Raw genomic sequence first — 18601 nt, forward strand, 5'->3', positions numbered from 1 at the left:
TCGGCGCCTGGATAGGGTAGGTTTGCGTGCGAGATGTAATCGATTACACAAGTGGGGGGCGGATGGACAGGGGCAACACGTCGCGTTGGTTGACGATTCCACTCTTGCTGGGTGCGCTGGTACTGGCGTCCTGCAAACAGGCCGAGGAACCCAAGGTGGCCGAAAGGAAGGCGCCAGTGAAAGTGATCCTGATCGAGGCGCAGTTGCCGCCCAAGCCGGTCAAGCCGCCGCTACCGCCACTGTTTTCGGATATCGAACGCCGTACCTTCCAGTTCTTCTGGGACACCACCAACGAGGTCAACGGACTGTCGCCAGACCGGTTTCCGTCGCGCCCGTTCGCCAGCATCGCCTCGGTCGGTTTTGCACTAACCGCGTATCCGATCGGCATCGAAAACGGCTGGATCAGCCGTAATCAGGCGATCGACCGCACCCTGACCACACTGAAATTCTTCCGCGATGCGCCGATGGGGCCGCAGCGGACCGGTAGGGCCGGCTACAAGGGCTTCTACTACCACTTTCTGGACATGCAGCAAGGCAATCGCTACGACAGCTGGGTCGAGCTGTCGAGCGTGGATACCGCGCTGCTGATGATGGGCGTGTTGTTCACCCAGTCGTACTACGACGGCGAGGACCCGCGCGAGAAAGAAATCCGCCAGATCGCCGACGCGCTGTACAAGCGCGTGGACTGGCGCTGGCTGCAACAACGTGCGCCGCTGATCTCGATGGGCTGGTTCCCCGAGAGCGGCTTCATCGACCACGACTGGATGGGCTACAACGAGGCGATGATGCTGTACATCCTCGCGCTGGGCTCGCCCACCCATGGCGTGGACCCGGAGGCGTGGACCAGCTGGACGCGTACCTACAACAACGATTGGGGCGTGTACCAGGGCCAGGAATACCTGTCCTTCGGCCCGCTGTTCGGCCACCAATACAGCCATGTCTGGATCGACTTCCGCGATATCCAGGACCAATACATGCGCGAACGCGGCATCGACTACTTCCTCAACAGCCGCCGCGCCACCCTGGCGCAGCGCGACTACGCCATCGACAACCCGATGAAGTGGAAGGACTATGGCGAGAACGTCTGGGGCCTGACCGCCGGCGACGGTCCGCAGAACACCAGCCAGGAATACCGTGGCGAGCAGCGCCAGTTCCGCCACTACTCCTCGCGCGGCGCCGGCCTGCGCGAGAACTTCGACGACGGCACCATCGCCCCGACCGCAGCGATCTCTTCGATCGTGTTCGCCCCGGAAGTGGTGATCCCCGCCACCGAAGAAATGCACAAGCGCTATGGCGACTATCTGTATTCCAGCTATGGCTTCCTGGATTCGTTCAACCCCAGCTTCAATTACGACATCCCGCTCAAGACCGGGCGCATGGTGCCGAATCGCGGCTGGGTGGCGGGCGACTACATCGGCATCGACCAGGGCCCGATCCTGACCATGATCGCCAACTACCAGACCGAATTCGTCTGGAACGTGATGAAGAAGAATCCGTATATCCGCGCCGGCCTGGAACGCGCCGGCTTTACCGGTGGCTGGCTGACCCCCGAAGGCGAGCCGCAGCCGTTGCCGCAAAAGGACGAGCAAAAAGCCGCCGCACGCGCGCTGGGCATGGCCGAGTCGCGTGCCGCCGCTGCCCAGGCCCAGCAAGACCCCTCGCAACGCCAAAACTCCACGCAACGCCCCAAACCCGAGTAATCCGTGCGCCTTTTGAAACTGTTGATGTTGGCCGCCGCCCTGTGTGCAGGTGCGGCGGGATGTGACCGCTCCGACCCTGCCAAGACCACCGTGCGCTTCTGGGCGATGGGCAAGGAGGCCGAAGTGGTGGCCGAGCTGGTGGCCGACTTCGAGAAGCAGAACCCGGATATCCGGGTCGATGTGCAGAACATCCCGATGACCGCGGCGCACGAAAAACTGCTCACCGCCTTCGCCGCCGATGGCTTGCCGGACGTGTGCCAGCTCGGCAACACCTGGCTGCCGGAATTCGCCTTGCTGGACACGCTGGAGCCGATGCAGCCGTACGTGGCGCGCTCGAAAATCGTCGACCCGGCCGATTATTTTCCCGGCGTGTGGGACACCAATGTGGTCGATGGCACGCTGTACGGGGTGCCGTGGTATGTGGACACGCGGCTGCTGTTCTACCGCAAGGATCTGTTGCGCGAGGCCGGCTACAGCGAAATGCCCAAGACCTGGGCCGAGATGGAACAGGTGATGGCGGCGATCAAGCGCAAGGTCGGCCCTGACCGTTACGCCATCCTGATGCCGCTCAACGAGTTCGAGCAGCAGCTCTCGTTCGCGCTGCAGCAAGACGACCGCCTGCTGCGCGACCACGACAATTACGGCAACTTCCGCGGCGAAGGCTTCCGCAAGGCGCTGGCGTTCTACGACGGCATGTACCAGAAGGGCTGGGCGCCGAAGGTGTCCGAGACCCAGGTGTCCAACGTCTGGTACGAATTCTTCAACGGCTATTACGCCTTCTACCTGTCCGGGCCCTGGAACGTGCGCGAGTTCAAGCTGCGCCAGCCGCCGGGCATGGAAGGCAAGTGGGGCACCGCGGCATTACCCGGCCCTAATGGGTTGGGCGCGGGCATCGCTGGCGGCTCCAGCCTGGTCATCTTCAAGTCCTCGCAGCACAAGGACGCCAGCTGGAAGCTGATCGAGTACCTGTCCCAGCCCACGGTGCAGGCACGCTTCCACGCCATCATCGGCGACCTGCCGCCGCGGCGCAGTACCTGGAAGCTGCCGTCGCTGGCCAACGACGAACTGGCGCATGCCTTCGGCGACCAGCTCGAGCGGGTCAAGGCCACGCCGAAGGTGCTGGAGTGGGAGCGCATCGTGCAGGAAATGCGCCTGGTGACCGAGCGCGTGGTGCGCGGCGGTCAATCGCACGAGGCGGCCGTGCAGGAACTGGATAAACGCGTGGACGACATCCTGGCCAAGCGCCGCTGGATTTTTGAACAGGAAGGCGGGCGTGTCGGCCCGGCAGGCCCGTCGGGCACGCCTGCCAACGTGCCCGCGCCGGACGCAGCAACGGCTGCAGCCAGCGGCAAGGGAGCGGCACCATGATGAAGCGCAATTCCGTCGCCGGCTGGGTATTCGCCGCGCCGTCGATCATGGTGCTGGGCATGTTCTTTGGCGTGCCGGTGTTCGCCGCGCTGGTGCTCAGCGTTACCGACTTTGACCTGTACGCGCTGGCCGACAGCAGCCATCTGCGCTTCGTCGGCCTGGGCAATTACATCGAGCTGCTGCAGACGCCGCTGTTCTGGAAGTCGTTGTGGAACACCACTTACTTCGTGCTGCTGGGCGTGCCGATGTCGATCGGCGTGTCGCTCGGTGCGGCACTGCTGCTTAATGCGAAAGCCTCGCGGTTCAAGGCGCTGTTCCGCACTGCGTTGTTTGCGCCGGTGGTGACCACCCTGGTGGCGGTGGCAGTGATCTGGCGCTACCTGTTCCATATCAAATATGGCCTGGTCAACTTCGGGCTGAGCCATCTGGGCATCCAGCCAATCGACTGGCTGGGCGACCCGCGCTGGGCGATGCCCACCATCATGCTGTTCGCGGTGTGGAAGAACTTCGGCTACAACATGGTGATCTTCCTGGCCGGCTTGCAGGCGATCCCGCAGGACCTGTACGAAGCCGCGCGCATCGATGGCGCGTCGCGCTGGAAGCAGTTCCTGCACATCACCTTGCCGATGCTCGGCCCGGTGCTGATGGTGGTCGGGGTGATCACCATTTCCGGCTACTTCCAGCTGTTTGCCGAACCCTACGTGATGACCCGCGGCGACCCGCTGCAAAGCACCGTCAGCGTGCTGTATTTCATGTTCGAGGAAGGCTTCAAATGGTGGAACCTCGGCCGCGCGTCGGCGGTCGCGTTCCTGTTGTTCCTGATCATCCTGGCGGTGACCACCGTGATGCTGCGCTTTGGCCGCAAGAAGGATCTGATATGAGTCGTGATGTTGGCGAATCGCGCTGGAACGGCGTGCTGATCAACGGCGGCTTGCTGGTGCTGGCCCTGATCAGCCTGGCGCCGCTGCTGTGGATGCTGTCGGTGTCGTTCATGCCCACCGGCGAGGCCAGCCGGTTTCCGCCGCCGATGCTGCCGTCGGCGTTCACCCTGGCCAACTACCACGAGCTGTTCGCGCGCACCGGCATGGCGCGCAACTTCGCCAACAGCCTGTTGGTGTCCGGGCTGATCACGCTGGGCTCGTTGCTGATCAACACCATGGCCGGCTATGCCTTCGCCAAGCTGCAGTTCGTCGGCCGCGAGCGCATCTTCAAGATCCTGATGGCCGCGTTGGTGATCCCGGCGCAGGTGGCGATGCTGCCGCTGTTCCTGTTGATGAAGCAGCTGCATCTGGTCAACAACATCGGCGGGGTGGTGGTGCCGGCGCTGGCCACGGTGTTCGGCATCTTCCTGGTGCGCCAGTACGCGCGCAGCATTCCGGATGAATTGATCGAAGCCGCCCGCATCGACGGCGCCAGCGAGATGCGGATTTTCTTCCAGATCGTGTTGCCCATGCTCAAGCCGGTGCTGGTCACCTTGACCATCTTCACCTTCATGGGCTCGTGGAACGACTTCATGTGGCCGCTGATCGTGCTGACCGACCAGGAGCAATACACCTTGCCGGTGGCGCTGGCGGCGCTGTCGCGCGAACACATCATGGACGTGGAACTGATGATGGCCGGCGCGGTGGTGACGGTGATTCCGGTGCTGCTATTGTTCCTGGCGCTGCAGCGTTACTACATCCAAGGTCTTCTGCTGGGGAGTGTGAAGGGGTGAAACCAGTGTTCCTGCGACTGTGTGCCATGGCCGCTTTCGTCACGTCTGCGGGCGCGGCGCAGGCGCAGGAGCGTGTGCTCGACGGCTTCAACGACATCGGCGCCTGGCGCCTGGTGGTGTCCAATCAGGTGAGCGGTTCGCTGCGGCCGGTGGCTACGCCCTCGGGCGGACATGCGCTGTGCCTGGACTACAACTTCAATGGCGTGTCCGGCTATGTCGGCATCCGTCGCAATTTGCCGATCACCTATCCGGACAATTACCGGATCTCGTTCGCGGTACGCGGCGAGTCGCCGTCCAACGACCTGCAGCTCAAGCTGATCGATGCCAGCGGCGACAACGTGTGGTGGGTCAACCGGCCGGGTTTCAACTTCCCGAAGAACTGGACCACGTTCAACTACCGCAAGCGCACCATCGAGAAGGCCTGGGGCCCAGGTGCGGACAAGCAATTGCGCAGCAGTGCGGATGTCGAGTTCACCATCTACAACAAGGTCGGTGGCCAGGGCACGGTGTGCTTCGACCGCCTGGCGCTGACGCCGCTGCCGCCGGAGGACACCTCGCCGCTGAAGGCCGAGGCGATCACCGATACCGCGCCCGCATTGGAACAGCGCCTGGCCGACGGCAAGCCGGAGACCTTCTGGCTCAGCGGCGCGGTCAAGCAACAGACCGTCACCCTCAACCTGGGCAAGGTGCGCGAATTCGGCGGTGCGGTGGTGCAGTGGGTCCCCGGCCTGCAGGCCTCGCAATACGTGGTGCGCGCGTCCAGCGACGGGCGCGGCTGGCGCGACCTGCGTACCGTTACGGCCGGTGCCGGCGGCACCGATTGGCTGGCGCTGCCGGACACCGAGGCGCGTTACCTGCGCTTCGATCTCAAGGACGGCCCCAACTGGCGCTACGGCATCAAGGAAGTGCAGCTGCAGCCGCTGGCGTTTGCCGCGACCCCGAACGACTTCATCAAGTCATTGGCCGCGCAGATGCCGCGCGGCAGCTATCCGCGCGGTTTCTCCGGCGAGCAGCCGTACTGGACCATCCTGGGTCTTGATGGCGGCACCGAGCAGGGCCTGATCGGCGAGGACGGCGCGGTGGAAGTGGGCAAGGGCGGCTTCAGCATCGAGCCGTTCTTGGTCACCGGCGGCAAGCTGCTGCACTGGTCCGACGTCAGCAGCGAGCAAAGCCTGCAGGACGACTACCTGCCGATTCCCAGCGTCGACTGGCACCACGACCTGATGAACCTGCGCGTTACTGCATTCGTGCAGGGCACACCCGATCAGGCGCAACTGGTCGCGCGCTACCAGCTGCACAACACCGGCAAGGACGCGCGCGAGTTCACCCTGGCCCTGGCGGTGCGTCCGTTCCAGGTCAATCCGCCGTCCCAGTTCCTCAACACCCTGGGCGGCGTCAGCCGGATCGAACAGCTCACCGTGGATGGCGCCCAGGTCAGCGTCAACGGCAAGCCGCGCGTTTTCGCGGCGCAGCGCCCGGATGCCGGGTTCGCCAGTGCCTTCGACAGCGGCATGGATGTCAGCCATCTCACTGCGGCCACGCCGCCCACCGTGACCCAGGTCAAGGACGAAACCGGCCTGGCCTCGGGTGTACTGCTGTATCGCTGGAAGCTGGAACCGGGCCAACGGCGCGAGGTGGCGTTGGTGATCCCGCAGACCGGCACCGCGCAGCTGCCTGCCGGCTTCGATGCGGAGGCCGCGCAACAACAGGTTGCGCAGCAGTGGCGCGGCAAGCTCGATCGCGTGCGCATCAGCGTGCCGGCCGAAGGCAAGCCGGTGGTCGATACCTTGCGTACGGCGCTGGCGCACATGCTGATCTCGCGCATCGGCCCGCGTCTGCAGCCGGGCACGCGCTCGTACTCGCGTAGCTGGATACGCGACGGTGCAATGATCTCCGAAGGGCTGTTGCGGCTCGGCCGCGAAGACGTGGTGCGCGACTACGTCGACTGGTTCGCGCCGTACCAATTCGCCGATGGCATGGTGCCGTGCTGCGTGGACGACCGCGGCAGCGACCCGGTGCCGGAAAACGACAGCCATGGCGAGCTGATCTACAACATCGCCGAGTACTACCGCTACACCGGCGACAGGGCGTTCCTGGAGAAGATGTGGCCGCACGTCACCGGCGCGGTCGACTACATGGAAAAGCTGCGCGCCAGCGAACGCACCGAAGAGAACTTCATGCGCAACCCGGCCTTCTACGGAATGATGCCGGTGTCGATCAGTCATGAAGGCTATTCGGCCAAGCCGGTGCATTCGTACTGGGACAACTTCTGGGCGCTACGCGGCTACAAGGACGCGGCAATGCTGGCCGGCGCGCTCGACAAGCCGGACGAAGTAGCCCGCTTCGGCGCTGCGCGCGATGAGTTCAGCGGCGACCTGATCGCCTCGCTGGGTGCGGCAGTACGCCAGCACAGCCTGGATTTCCTGCCCGGCTCGGCCGAGCTTGGCGATTTCGATGCCACCTCCACCACCATCGCGCTGACCCCGGGCGGCGAACAGCAGCGGCTGCCGCAGGACTTGTTGAGCAACACCTTCGAGCGCTACTGGAAGGAATTTTCCGATCGTCGCGACAGCAAGCGCGAATGGAAGGACTACACCCCCTATGAGTGGCGCAACGTCGCCGCGTTCGTGCGCCTTGGCTGGCGCGAGCGTGCCTGGGACGCCACCGCGTTCTTCTTCAAGGATCGCGCACCGCAGCCGTGGAACCAGTGGGCTGAAGTGGTCTCGCGCACGCCGCGTAAACCGTTTTTCGTCGGCGACCTGCCGCATGCCTGGGTGGCGTCGGACTTCGTGCGCTCGGTGCTGGACATGTTCGCCTACACCCGCGAATCGGATCAGAGCGTGGTGATCGCCGCCGGTACCCCGACGCGCTGGTTCGAAGGCAAGGGTATCGGCATCGCCGAATTGCGCACGCCATACGGACGCCTCAACTACACCTTGCAGCGCAGCGAAAAACAGCTGGTGTTGCAGCTGCAGCCTGGCCTGCTGATGCCTCCGGGTGGCGTGGTGTTCGCCTGGCCGTACCAGGGCGAACCCGGCAAGGCCAGCGTCAATGGCGAAACCGTGGACTGGCTCAATGGCGAGTTGCGCATCCAGCAACTGCCGGCCACGGTGCAGATCGATGTGCCCAGCGCGGTGCGGCGGGCCGAAAAGGCCACGCAATGATGCTCGTGCCTTGTCCGGGACGGGCAGGGCAGTGGCGCCACCGTGGCGTGATGTTGGCCGTGGTGGCTCTGTTGATGGCGTGCGCTGCGGCTGCCCAGGCAGCGCCCGCACAATCGCAGCTCAGGACTGATCAAGCGAAGCAACGCGGCGAGGCCGCTGTGGGTCCGAGATCAGGGACGGCGACTCCCTCCGCCGCGCCGTCGCGCGAGATGACTCTGGTCACGCTCAACTTGCACCACGATCGTGAGGACTGGCCGGGCCGTCGCGCGCATATCTCCAAGGAACTCAGGCAGCTGGCGCCGGACGTGATCGCGTTGCAGGAGGTCATCGAGCGGCGCGGCAGCGTGGAAAACCAGGCCACTTGGCTAGCGCGCAAGCTGGACTACGAGGTGATCTTCGCCTCGGTCGATCCCATCGGTGCACCCAAGCGCTACGGCAATGCGCTGCTGAGCCGACGCAAGGTACTGGCCAGCCATCAGCGCCTGCTGCAACCGCTGGAGGACTACCGCGTCGCCGCGCACCTGCAGGTCGATGTCGACGGCCAGCCGGTCAATGTCTACGTCACCCATCTCAACGAACGCGCCGATGCACGCGGCACCGCGACGCGAACGCGCCAGGTGGCCGATCTGCTGGAGTTCATTGGCTCCACCAGTGCACAGGCGCCGGTGGTAATCGCGGGCGATTTCAATACTGCCGCCGATGCACTGGATCTGGAGGCGCTACGCAAGGGCTATGGCGACAGCTATGGCAGCGTGCATCGCAGCAGCGCTGCCGGGGTAAGCACCTTGAACCTGCATGTCTTCGACACGCCGGCACGCATCGATCATGTGTTTTTCCAGCAGAACCGGCTGCTTGCCCGCGAAGCACGCATCCTGTTCGACACCCCGTATGCCGAAGGTCGCTGGGCATCGGATCACTATGGCGTGTGGGTACGCCTGCAGCTGGCACCATCGGCGCAGTCCGCGCCGTAGCAGCGCGCAAGCGATAGAGGCCGTAGCCGTAGGAGCGCCCGGGCGCACTGGGGTGGGGCGTTACCGGGGATGCCCCATCGCGTCAGGGTGCGCTCCTACGGCAGGCGACGGATTGCAGTGCACTGCAGCGCCACCATCCTCACCCATGCAGGCGATTGAAGATCTGCACGCCGGCCAGCCATACCCCGGCCATGCTGCCGACATTGGTCAGCAGAAAAGTCAGCACCACGCGCGACACGCGATTGCGGTACCAGCCGCGCAGCGTCTGTGCATCGTCGCGCAGCGACAGGAAATCGCCATAGGCCGGTTTGCGCATATGGACCTCGACCAGTGCGGCAAATGCCCCGGTCGGCACGCTCAGCCGGAACGGTTTGAACGGTGCCACCACCGCCGCGGTCAGGATGCTCAGCGGGTGGCTGCCGGCCAGCAGGCAGCCCAGTGCCGCCATGCCGCCGGTATACATCGCCCATTGCAGCAGCAGGTCGGCGCCCATGCTCAGGCCCCCGCGCCAGAAGCCGATGCCGATCCCGGTAATGATCACCGCCAGGATGCCCAGCGTGATCCAGGGAACGCGCTTGCGCTGTTGCACGTATTCCAGCGACTCGCGTAGCGGGCCGGGCGCATCGGTATCCTGTTCCAGATGCCGCGCCAGCCCGGCCAGATGTCCGGCGCCGACGACCGCCAGCACTTCGTGCTGCCCGCTACCGGCTTCTTCGCGCAGGCGCGTGGCCATGTAGCGATCGCGCTCGGCAATCACGGTCTCGTACAGCTCCGGGCTCTCGCTGGCGAAATCGCCGAAGCTCGCCTCCAGCATGTCGCCTTGCTTGAGCTTTTCGATTTCCTCTTCGCCCACTTCATCGGCGGCGAACAGGCCGCCGAGCAAACCGCCGGCAAGCTTCATCTTGCCGAAGAATCCCAACCGTCCGGACGCGCGCTTGAAGGTCAGCCCGACTTCGCGGTCGATCAGGTAGACCGGCAGCCCCTGCGCACGCGCCAGGTTGACGGCCTCCTTCAATTCCGCGCCCGGCTCGATGCCCAACTGTTTGGCCAGCCGGCGCTGATAGGCCGCCAGCGCAAGATTGGCGGCAAACAGCGCCACGCGCCCCTTGCGGATCACCTGCACCAGGTCCAGGCGAGCCAGCGCATCCGGGTCGCTGAGCGCCTGCAGCCGCTGCGTATCCAGCTCCACGGCCACCGCGTCGTAACGGCCACTGCCGATCGCCCGTTGCACCGCGGCCACGCTGGCCAGCGACACGTGCGCGGTACCCAGCAGGGTGTAGCGCACACCATCGCGCTCGACGATGCGATGCGGCTGGCCGGACAGCGCATCGTCCAGAACGTGGGGGAGCTGCTCAGTCATGGGGTCATTCATCAGAAAGAGGGGTGGTGTCGCCGGAGCCGAGTGCGCGTTGCATCTGCACACTGTCCAGCCAGCGACCATGCTTGCGGCCGATCCCGCTGAATACTCCGACCGTGCGGAATCCAAAACGTTCATGCAGCCGGCGCGAGGCCTGGTTGTCGGCATCGCCGATCACCGCAATCATCTGCCGGTAGCCGCGTTGTTCGCACAGTGCGATCAGTTCGCCGAGCAAGGCGCTGCCGATGCCGTGGCCCTGCTGGCCTTCGGCCACGTAGATCGAGTTCTCCACGGTCCAGCGGTAGCCTGCACGCGCGCGGTAACTGCCTGCATACGCGTAGCCGACCACCGCACCATCGCGTTCTGCGACCAAATAGGGGTAGCCTGCATCCACCACGGCGTCCACGCGTGAGCGCATCTGCTCGCTGGATGGAGCGCTGTATTCGTAGGTATTGCACCCGGCGATCTGCTCCGCATAGATCGCGGTGATCGCTGGGATGTCCGCCGCGCGGACTGCACGCAACTCGACGGGCATACGGTCAGTCGATGTAGCGCTTGAGCAGGTCGCCATACGCATCGATCCGCCGATCGCGCAGGAACGGCCAGATGCGGCGGACGTGTTCGCTGCGCTGCAGGTCGACATCGCAGATCAGCACGGTCGGCTCCTGGCCGGCTTCGGCGATGAACTCGCCTTGCGGTCCCAGCACATGGCTGTTGCCCCAGAACTGGATGCCCGATGCGCCCAGCGGCGAGGGCTCATGGCCGACGCGGTTGCACGACAGCACCGGCACGCCATTGGCGACCGCATGACCACGATGGCTCAGGATCCACGCGTCGCGCTGACGCTCCTGCTCGGGTTGCTGGTCGTCCGGGTCCCAGCCGATTGCGGTGGGGTAGAGCAGCAGTTCCGCACCGGCCAGCGCCATCAACCGCGCCGCCTCCGGATACCACTGGTCCCAGCACACCAGCACGCCCAGGCGGCCCACCGAGGTGTCGATCGGCGTAAAGCCCAGATCGCCCGGGGTAAAGTAGAACTTCTCGTAGAAGCCCGGGTCGTCGGGGATGTGCATCTTGCGGTACTTGCCGAGCAGGCGGCCGTCGGTTTCGAACACCACCGCCGTGTTGTGATACAGACCGGCAGCGCGACGCTCGAACAGCGAGGCCACCAGCACCACGCCGTGTTGCCTGGCCAACGCGCTGAGACGCTCTGTGCTCGGGCCGGGAATCGGCTCGGCCAGATCGAATTCCTCCACCGACTCGTGCTGGCAGAAATACGCACCGTTGTGCAGTTCCTGCAACAGCACCAGCTTGGCGCCCTGCGCGGCGGCTTCGGCCACGCGCGATGCGATGACGGCCAGGTTGGCCTCGGCGTCGCCGTGGTTGCGCTCCTGGATCAGCGCGACGGAAAGGAGATGACGGGTCATGGCTACATCCAACTGGGTGACGCACTACGGTAGCGCGTCATGGCGGAACACCGGCCTGCCGGCCGGAACAGGAACGACGCGGCGCATGGATCGCCGCGACGAATGCAAGGTCTAGGCGGCCAGCAGGCCGGCCGGCAACTGCATGGTCAGGCAATGCAGGCTGCCGTTCTGCCAGATCAGCGCACGGCACGGCACCGGCACGATTTCGTGCTGCGGAAACGCTTCGGCCAGCACTGCCTGCGCGGTCGCATCGGCCTTGTCGCCATACGCCGGCATCAGCACCGCGCCGTTGACGATCAGGAAGTTGGCATACGACGCGGCCAGGCGACGTCCCTGATCCAGGATCGGCTCGGCCCACGGCAGGACGAACAGGCGGTACGGCTGCCCGTCGGTGGTGCGCAGCGCGGCCAGCTCGTTGCCCATCGCCTGCAGTTCGGCGTAGTGCGAATCGCCCGGCACATCGCAGCCCTGGTAGACGATCGCATCCGGACCGGCAAAGCGCGCCAGCGTGTCGATATGCGCGTCGGTGTCGTCGCCCTCGAGGTAGCCGTGGTCCAGCCACAGCACGCGATCCTGCGACAGCCATGCAGCAAGATCGCTGCTTAGCGACTCACGCGTGCGCTGCGGGTGACGCTCGTGCAGGCAGGTCCAGGTGGTGAGCAGGGTGCCGGCGCCGTCGGTCTCGATCGCACCGCCTTCCAGCGCAAAATCCACCGTCTGCACCGGAGCGGGCACGAAAACCTGTGCCGCATCCAGCGAGCTCACCAATTGGTCGTCCAGGCTGGCCTCGAACTTGCCGCCCCAGCCGGTGAAGCGGAAATCCATCAGCCGGAAGCCGGCACCCTGGCGCAGCGTGATCGGACCCGAATCGCGCAGCCAGGTGTCGTTATAGGCGGCCACCACGAAACGCACGCGCGTCATATCCAGTCGCGCCGAGCGCAGCCGCGCCTCGGCATAGATCTGCAGATCGTCGTCTGCCACGCAGATGATCACCGGCTCGAAGCGGGCGATCGCCGTCACCAACGCGATATAGGTCTCTTCCACATCGGCCAGGCGCTCGGCCCAGTCGGTGCCGGCGTGCGGCCACGCGATCAACACGGCGGATTGGGGTTCCCATTCGGCGGGGAAGCGAACACGGTCGGTCATGCCTGGCAATACTCATCTTGGTGTCCGGGCAATCGCCCGGACGTTCATCGATACCCTGCACCCGGGTGCAGGCTCTTGCGATCCTGACGCACAGTCACGCGTCAGGCCTTGGTGCAGATTCGCAGCGCCACATGTCCGGCTGCTGACGGATGCGGCAGGCCGACATGCCAGACCGCTGAGCCAGCGGTGCGGCATGCAGATGCCTGCCTGTCCTGTCGGCCGGGCGTGGCTGCGATTACTTGATCGGCGGCTTCGGCCCGATCTCGTTGGCGTCGGCCTGGTTGGCCACCACGTCGATCACCTTGCTCTTTTCGAAGTACACGGTGAACGCCGGGTACACCCAGCGATGGATCGTCGGCCACTGGCGCTTCTGGCCGCCACGCGGGTCGAGCTTTTCCTGCGGCGCGCCGTAACGGCTTTCCACCTGGCTCATGCTGTCGCCACGCAAGGGCAGGGCGGCGGCGGGTTTCTGCTGTGCCCGATCGACCAGCAGCGTGTCGGCCGACGCGACGGCACTGATCCCCATCAGTGCGATCGTCAGCATGATCGGCGGCATCACAAACAAACGGTTGCGCATGTCATCTACTCCCCAGTGGACAAGATTTCAGGTGGTGATTACAGCAAAAAACCGCGACAGGCGTTGATGCCGGTCGCGCTGCGCCTGGTGTTGCAGTCCGGCGCTGCGGCGGGCGGCCTGGGCGCCAGCGGTCTGGCCGGCGGGCCGGCAGTCGCACGCCGACCAAGAAAAAACCGCCCGGAGGGCGGCTTTCTCGGGTCTTGCACGCGCCGCAAAGGCTTAGCGCTGACGCGCCTTGAAACGCGGGTTCGACTTGCAGATCACGAAGACCTTGCCGCGGCGGCGGACCACCTTGCAGTCGCGGTGACGGGTCTTCGCAGACTTCAGGGAGGACAGGACTTTCATGGCACACCTCGGTGTAAACGGTTGGGTTCGATGGGAAGAGTGCCCACGGTTCGAGGGTGCACTCGCAATTAAGCCGGCAATTCTAACCGGCTTTTTGTCGTGCTTTCAAGTGGTTGCAGCGCAATGGCGGCGAGCGGCGTTACACTACCGCCTGATGCCCTTCCGGAAACCTGAATGACCGACTTGTCACCCGTTCTCACCATCGATGGCCCGTCCGGTGCCGGCAAGGGCACGGTCAGCCGGATCGTGGCCGCCCGCCTGGGCTGGCATTACCTCGATTCGGGCGCCCTGTACCGCGCGGTGGGTGTGGCGGCGAGCTGGGCCGATCTGGACGTGTCCGACCCGGCTGCGCTGGTGCGCTGTACCTTCGATACGCGCGTGGAGTTCGATGACGCTGGCGAGGCGGGGCTGCGGGTGCTGGTCAACGGGGTGGACGCCACCAGCGAATTGCGCCTGGAAACCACCGGCGCACTGGCTTCGGCCATTGCCGCCATTCCGGAGGTCCGGAGTGCCCTGAAGGAGCGCCAGCGCGCATTCAGGCGGGCGCCCGGGCTGGTCGCCGATGGTCGCGACATGGGCACGGTGATCTTCCCCGATGCCGCCTTCAAGGTGTTCCTGACCGCCAGTGCCGAAGAACGTGCGGGCCGTCGCCATAAACAGTTGATGGAAAAGGGTGTTTCGGTTATCTTTGACGACCTGCTGCGCGAGATCATGGCCCGAGATGCCAGGGATGCGCAGCGGGTGGTGGCGCCATTGCGGCCGGCCGAAGACGCCGTGCTGATCGATACCAGCGGGATCGGGATCGAAGATGTCGTCCAGCGTGTGGTCGGGGTGTTGTCCTCCCGCACGCCGTCGTAAGCGTTCCGCAAGCGGGCCTGTCCCGCCGACCGTAAGGCGTGTCAAAGCTCCGTTGCGCATCCCGCGTGGCGGTTCTATTACTTCCAATCCGACCCGTTGTTGGGGTCGACCAACAGGCTGGGCAGTCCGTCTCTGTCGCAATCCGACGACCGGCGCCCGTGTGTTCAACTGAGTAAATCCAAATGACAGAATCTTTTGCTGAACTGTTCGAAGCCAGTCAAGCCAATCTGGCGAAGCTGAAGCCGGGCTCGATCGTCACCGGTACCGTCGTGGAAGTGCGCGGTGACGTGGTGGTGATCAACGCTGGCCTGAAGTCCGAAGGCATCGTGCCGATCGAGCAGTTCCGTAACGACGCTGGCGAGATCGATGTGGGCGTGGGCGACCAGGTCAAGGTTGCGCTGGACTCCATCGAAAACGGCTTCGGCGAGACCGTGTTGTCGCGCGAGAAAGCCAAGCGCGCGATGGTGTGGGACGAGCTGGAAGAAGCGTTGGAAAAGAACGAAACCATCACCGGCCGCATCAGCGGCAAGGTCAAGGGTGGTTTCACCGTGGACATCAAGGATGTCCGCGCGTTCCTGCCTGGTTCGCTGGTGGATGTGCGCCCGGTGCGCGACCCGGCCTACCTGGAAGGCAAGGAGCTTGAGTTCAAGCTGATCAAGCTGGATCGCAAGCGCAACAACGTGGTGGTGTCGCGTCGTGCCGTGGTCGAGAGCGAGCACTCGGAAGAGCGCGAGCAGCTGATGGACAAGCTGCAGGAAGGCGCGATCCTGAAGGGTGTCGTCAAGAACCTGACCGATTACGGCGCATTCGTGGACCTGGGCGGTATCGACGGCCTGCTGCACATCACCGACATGGCCTGGAAGCGCGTGCGCCATCCGTCCGAAGTCGTCAACGTCGGCGACGAGCTGGACGTGCGCGTGCTGAAGTTCGATCGCGAGCGTAACCGCGTCAGCCTCGGCCTGAAGCAGCTGGGCGAAGATCCGTGGGACAACATCGCCCGTCGTTACCCGGCCAACAGCCGCGTGTTCGGCAAGGTCTCCAACGTCACCGATTACGGCGCATTCGTCGAGATCGAGCCGGGCGTCGAAGGTCTGGTGCACGTTTCCGAGATGGATTGGACCAACAAGAACGTCAACCCGTCCAAGGTTGTGCAGGTTGGCGACGAAGTCGAAGTGATGGTGCTGGATGTCGACGAGGAGCGTCGCCGCATCTCGCTGGGCATGAAGCAGGTTGCCGCCAATCCGTGGGAAACCTTCGCTGCGACCCACAAGAAGAACGACAAGGTGTCCGGTCAGATCAAGTCGATCACCGACTTCGGCATCTTCATCGGTCTGGACGGCGGCATCGATGGTCTGGTGCACCTGTCCGACATCAGCTGGAACACCACCGGCGAAGATGTCGTGCGCAACTACAAGAAGGGCGACACGCTGGAAGCCGTCGTGCTGGCAGTGGACCCGGAGCGTGAGCGCATCAGCCTGGGCGTCAAGCAGCTGGAGCAGGACCCGTTCGGTCAGTACATGGCGTCCAACCCGAAGGGTTCGAAGGTCGAAGGCGTGGTGCGTGAAGTGGATGCCAAGGGCGCCACGATCGACCTGGCCGACGGCATCGAAGGCTATGTCGCTGCACGCGATATCGCCAACGAGCGCGTCGACGATGCGACCCAGCACCTGAAGGTTGGCGACAAGATCGAGGCCAAGTTCGTGGGCATGGACCGCAAGGGCCGCACCCTGCAGCTGTCGATCAAGGCCAAGGACGATGCCGAAATGCGCGAAACGCTGGAGGAATACCAGTCCTCCGCTGCGTCGGGCGGCATGACTCAGCTGGGCGCGCTGCTGCGTGCGCAGTTGAACAACAACAAGTCCGAGTAAGCGCGTAGCGCTCTACCGAGCGTGATGGATCGGCCCGGGCTTGCCCGGGCCGATTCCGATGTGTCAGTCGAAAAAAGCAAGTCTTCCCATGACCAAGTCCGAATTGATTGAAATCCTGGCGCGACGCCAAGCGCATCTGAAGTCGGACGATGTGGATCTGGCAGTCAAGTCGCTGCTGGAGATGATGGGGCAGGCGCTGTCCGATGGTGATCGGATCGAAATCCGCGGGTTCGGCAGCTTCTCGCTGCATTACCGCCCGCCACGTCTGGGGCGCAATCCCAAGACCGGCGAATCGGTCGCGTTGCCGGGCAAGCATGTTCCGCACTTCAAGCCAGGCAAGGAATTGCGCGAGCGCGTCAGCTCCGTGGTGCCGGTCGATCTGGCCGATGCGGCAGACTGACGGCAGCTCTACCGCTGTGTTTATGTCGGCTCGGTTAAGCTAGGCCCCTTCCCGACGGAGTCTCGCGATGAAGGTGTTTCGCTTGCTGGTGATGCTGGCATTCCTGTTGGTCGGCCTGATCATCGGTGCGGTCAATTCCCAGGACGTCACTCTCGATTTCCTGTTTTCCAGTGTGCATACGACCTCCGGGGTCGCGATCATCGTCGCGCTGCTGGTCGGTGTGTTGATTGGTGCCGGCATGGTGCTGGTCAGCGTGGTCATTCCCCTCTATTCCAAGCTGCGCCAGGCCAACAAGGCTGTCGTGGTCAGTCGTGCCGACGCCAGGCCTGTTGCGCCTGCCGCCGTCGAGCCGCGCCCCCTCGATGGACTCTAAGTACGTATGGACTTCCTGACCGAGTGGTTCTGGTTTTTCCTGTTCCTGCCGCTGGCAGCGCTGAGTGGCTGGATCGTCGGTCGGCGCGGTGGCCAGCGCCACGGCGATACCCAGGTCAGTCGTCTGTCGAGCACCTATTTCCGCGGCCTGAACTATCTACTCAACGAGCAGCCAGACAAGGCGATCGAGCTGTTTCTGCACATCGCCGAGCTGGACAAGGAAACCTTCGAGACGCAGGTTGCGTTGGGTCATCTGTTCCGTCGCCGCGGCGAGGTCGATCGTGCCATCCGGCTGCATCAGGGACTGGTGCAGCGCGGTGACCTGACCGACCAGCAACGCGTACAGGCCTTGCTCGCCTTGGGCGAGGACTACATGAAGTCCGGTCTGCTGGACCGGGCTGAAACGGTGTTCACCGAACTGGCGCAGCTCGATCAACGCGCGCCGCAGGCGCTGCGCCATCTGATCGGTATCTACCAGGCCGAACGCGACTGGGAAAAGGCGATCGACAACGCCACCCGTTACGAGGAAGTTACCGGCGAGCCGATGGGCAAGCTGATTTCCCAGTTTGAATGCGAACTCGCAGACCGTTACCGCGGGTTGGGCAAGGCCGATGAGGCCCTGCAGGCGATCGCACGCGCCTATCAGGCCGACGGCACCTCCGTGCGGGCCGGCATTCTGGAGGGGCGAATCGAAGCCGAGCGCGGTCATGATGAGGCGGCGGTGCGGGCATTCGAGCGCGCGGCGCGGCACGACCCGGAATATCTGCCGGAGATCATTCCCGCGTTGATGGCGGCGTATCGCCGGGTCGGCGACATTGCCGGCGCGCGCAATTTCCTGTCCGAGATGACCGAGCACTATCGCGGCATCGCGCCGGTGCTGGCGCTGACCCAGTTGATGGAAGCGCAGGACGGAGTGGCGCCTGCCTTGGCCTATCTCGGTCGCCAGCTCAAGGATCGTCCATCGGTGCGCGGCGAGTCGGCGCTGATCGACCTAACCCTGGCCGAAGGCAGCGATCCGGTCGGAACCCTGCAGGATCTCAAGCACATCACCGACCAGCTGCTGGTGCGCAACCCCAGCTATCGCTGTACGCGCTGCGGTTTCGGTGCCAAGACGCATCATTGGCAATGTCCGAGCTGCAAGGAATGGGGCACCGTCAAGCCGCTGTTGAACTACGCGGTGGTCTAGGACGTGTCGCAGCTTTCGGGACAGTTGCATCTTGTTGACATCGACTTGAGCCACCGCCGCGGTCTGCAGCGGTGCCAGTCAGTTGCAATTCCAATGGGTCCGAGCGCGGCACTGCTTATGCATTCCGGCATCGAGTGGCGCGCTCCAGGCA

The 18601-nt window shown here is 64.4% G+C and carries 17 protein-coding genes; 11 read left to right on the forward strand and 6 right to left on the reverse strand.

Translation table 11 applies throughout. From position 1 onward, the window contains the following. The first annotated feature begins 62 nt into the window (after window positions 1–62). The 6 genes from A7D17_RS20090 (at window position 63) to A7D17_RS20115 (ending at window position 8917) form a co-directional block, all read left to right on the forward strand. Entirely contained in the window at window positions 63–1700 is a 1638-nt protein-coding gene (locus tag A7D17_RS20090; protein WP_064510718.1) for a glucoamylase family protein, read from the forward strand. A 3-nt stretch (window positions 1701–1703) separates the two neighbouring features. Continuing rightward, window positions 1704–3068 (forward strand): sugar ABC transporter substrate-binding protein, encoded by a 1365-nt coding sequence (locus tag A7D17_RS20095; RefSeq protein WP_064510719.1) that lies wholly within the window; start codon window positions 1704–1706, stop codon window positions 3066–3068. Next, on the forward strand, window positions 3065–3949 hold the full coding sequence (locus A7D17_RS20100) for an ABC transporter permease subunit (protein WP_082862185.1): 885 nt from the start codon (window positions 3065–3067) through the stop codon (window positions 3947–3949). Before A7D17_RS20095 ends, A7D17_RS20100 begins: the two co-directional genes overlap by 4 nt. Beyond that, the gene (locus A7D17_RS20105) at window positions 3946–4782 is read left to right on the forward strand and encodes a carbohydrate ABC transporter permease (protein ID WP_064510721.1); all 837 of its coding nucleotides are present in this window, start codon (window positions 3946–3948) and stop codon (window positions 4780–4782) included. Before A7D17_RS20100 ends, A7D17_RS20105 begins: the two co-directional genes overlap by 4 nt. Before the next feature lie 26 nt (window positions 4783–4808). Further along, on the forward strand, window positions 4809–7946 hold the full coding sequence (locus A7D17_RS20110) for a discoidin domain-containing protein (protein ID WP_064510722.1): 3138 nt from the start codon (window positions 4809–4811) through the stop codon (window positions 7944–7946). A gap of 62 nt (window positions 7947–8008) precedes the next feature. Beyond that, a complete protein-coding gene (locus tag A7D17_RS20115) occupies window positions 8009–8917 on the forward strand; it encodes an endonuclease/exonuclease/phosphatase family protein (protein ID WP_425479649.1) in 909 nt (302 codons plus the stop codon). Between the two features lie 139 nt (window positions 8918–9056). Here the strand turns inward: A7D17_RS20115 and A7D17_RS20120 are convergent, their stop codons facing one another. From A7D17_RS20120 to ykgO, 6 genes are all read right to left on the reverse strand, one after another. After that, window positions 9057–10289 (reverse strand): TraB/GumN family protein, encoded by a 1233-nt coding sequence (locus A7D17_RS20120; RefSeq protein WP_064510724.1) that lies wholly within the window; start codon window positions 10287–10289, stop codon window positions 9057–9059. After that, complete coding sequence (locus A7D17_RS20125; protein WP_064510725.1) at window positions 10282–10809, reverse strand: GNAT family N-acetyltransferase; 528 nt, start codon at window positions 10807–10809, stop codon at window positions 10282–10284. The genes A7D17_RS20120 and A7D17_RS20125 overlap by 8 nt, the downstream gene beginning before the upstream one ends. A 4-nt stretch (window positions 10810–10813) precedes the next feature. Next, on the reverse strand, window positions 10814–11698 hold the full coding sequence (locus tag A7D17_RS20130; protein WP_064510726.1) for a carbon-nitrogen hydrolase: 885 nt from the start codon (window positions 11696–11698) through the stop codon (window positions 10814–10816). Window positions 11699–11809: 111 nt separating this feature from the next. Then, the gene (locus A7D17_RS20135; protein WP_064510727.1) at window positions 11810–12844 is read right to left on the reverse strand and encodes an agmatine deiminase family protein; all 1035 of its coding nucleotides are present in this window, start codon (window positions 12842–12844) and stop codon (window positions 11810–11812) included. A 235-nt stretch (window positions 12845–13079) separates the two neighbouring features. Then, window positions 13080–13421, reverse strand: coding sequence for a hypothetical protein (locus A7D17_RS20140; RefSeq protein WP_064510728.1), 342 nt, complete (start codon window positions 13419–13421; stop codon window positions 13080–13082). 219 nt (window positions 13422–13640) lie between these two features. Continuing rightward, the gene (ykgO, locus tag A7D17_RS20145; protein ID WP_005913193.1) at window positions 13641–13766 is read right to left on the reverse strand and encodes a type B 50S ribosomal protein L36; all 126 of its coding nucleotides are present in this window, start codon (window positions 13764–13766) and stop codon (window positions 13641–13643) included. 174 nt (window positions 13767–13940) lie between these two features. On the opposite strand from ykgO, the gene cmk reads away from it, so the two are divergent. The 5 genes from cmk (at window position 13941) to lapB (ending at window position 18450) form a co-directional block, all read left to right on the forward strand. Beyond that, window positions 13941–14624 carry a (d)CMP kinase gene (cmk, locus tag A7D17_RS20150; protein ID WP_064510729.1) on the forward strand — a complete coding sequence of 228 codons (684 nt, stop codon included), beginning with the start codon at window positions 13941–13943 and terminating at the stop codon, window positions 14622–14624. 182 nt (window positions 14625–14806) lie between these two features. Next, entirely contained in the window at window positions 14807–16492 is a 1686-nt protein-coding gene (gene rpsA / locus A7D17_RS20155; RefSeq protein WP_029220061.1) for a 30S ribosomal protein S1, read from the forward strand. An 88-nt stretch (window positions 16493–16580) separates the two neighbouring features. Then, window positions 16581–16892, forward strand: coding sequence for an integration host factor subunit beta (locus tag A7D17_RS20160; RefSeq protein WP_002805779.1), 312 nt, complete (start codon window positions 16581–16583; stop codon window positions 16890–16892). Window positions 16893–16959: 67 nt separating this feature from the next. Next, window positions 16960–17265 (forward strand): lipopolysaccharide assembly protein LapA domain-containing protein, encoded by a 306-nt coding sequence (locus A7D17_RS20165; RefSeq protein WP_064510730.1) that lies wholly within the window; start codon window positions 16960–16962, stop codon window positions 17263–17265. Window positions 17266–17271: 6 nt separating this feature from the next. Then, window positions 17272–18450: a lipopolysaccharide assembly protein LapB gene (lapB, locus tag A7D17_RS20170; RefSeq protein ID WP_064510731.1), complete on the forward strand. Its 1179-nt coding sequence runs from the start codon at window positions 17272–17274 to the stop codon at window positions 18448–18450. The last annotated feature ends 151 nt before the right edge of the window (window positions 18451–18601 follow it).

The sequence above is a fragment of the Xanthomonas floridensis genome, assembly GCF_001642575.1.
Taxonomy (GTDB): Bacteria; Pseudomonadota; Gammaproteobacteria; order Xanthomonadales; family Xanthomonadaceae; genus Xanthomonas; species Xanthomonas floridensis.

Coding starts and splice junctions, on each gene's coding strand:
- A7D17_RS20110 (WP_064510722.1), top strand. CDS start 4,809: ATGGCCGCTTTCGTCACGTCTGCGGGCGCGGCGCAGGCGCAGGAGCGT.
- lapB (WP_064510731.1), top strand. CDS start 17,272: ATGGACTTCCTGACCGAGTGGTTCTGGTTTTTCCTGTTCCTGCCGCTG.
- cmk (WP_064510729.1), top strand. CDS start 13,941: ATGACCGACTTGTCACCCGTTCTCACCATCGATGGCCCGTCCGGTGCC.
- A7D17_RS20135 (WP_064510727.1), bottom strand. CDS start 12,844: ATGACCGACCGTGTTCGCTTCCCCGCCGAATGGGAACCCCAATCCGCC.
- ykgO (WP_005913193.1), bottom strand. CDS start 13,766: ATGAAAGTCCTGTCCTCCCTGAAGTCTGCGAAGACCCGTCACCGCGAC.
- A7D17_RS20130 (WP_064510726.1), bottom strand. CDS start 11,698: ATGACCCGTCATCTCCTTTCCGTCGCGCTGATCCAGGAGCGCAACCAC.
- A7D17_RS20120 (WP_064510724.1), bottom strand. CDS start 10,289: ATGAATGACCCCATGACTGAGCAGCTCCCCCACGTTCTGGACGATGCG.
- A7D17_RS20090 (WP_064510718.1), top strand. CDS start 63: ATGGACAGGGGCAACACGTCGCGTTGGTTGACGATTCCACTCTTGCTG.
- A7D17_RS20125 (WP_064510725.1), bottom strand. CDS start 10,809: ATGCCCGTCGAGTTGCGTGCAGTCCGCGCGGCGGACATCCCAGCGATC.
- A7D17_RS20140 (WP_064510728.1), bottom strand. CDS start 13,421: ATGCGCAACCGTTTGTTTGTGATGCCGCCGATCATGCTGACGATCGCA.
- rpsA (WP_029220061.1), top strand. CDS start 14,807: ATGACAGAATCTTTTGCTGAACTGTTCGAAGCCAGTCAAGCCAATCTG.
- A7D17_RS20100 (WP_082862185.1), top strand. CDS start 3,065: ATGATGAAGCGCAATTCCGTCGCCGGCTGGGTATTCGCCGCGCCGTCG.
- A7D17_RS20105 (WP_064510721.1), top strand. CDS start 3,946: ATGAGTCGTGATGTTGGCGAATCGCGCTGGAACGGCGTGCTGATCAAC.
- A7D17_RS20165 (WP_064510730.1), top strand. CDS start 16,960: ATGAAGGTGTTTCGCTTGCTGGTGATGCTGGCATTCCTGTTGGTCGGC.
- A7D17_RS20160 (WP_002805779.1), top strand. CDS start 16,581: ATGACCAAGTCCGAATTGATTGAAATCCTGGCGCGACGCCAAGCGCAT.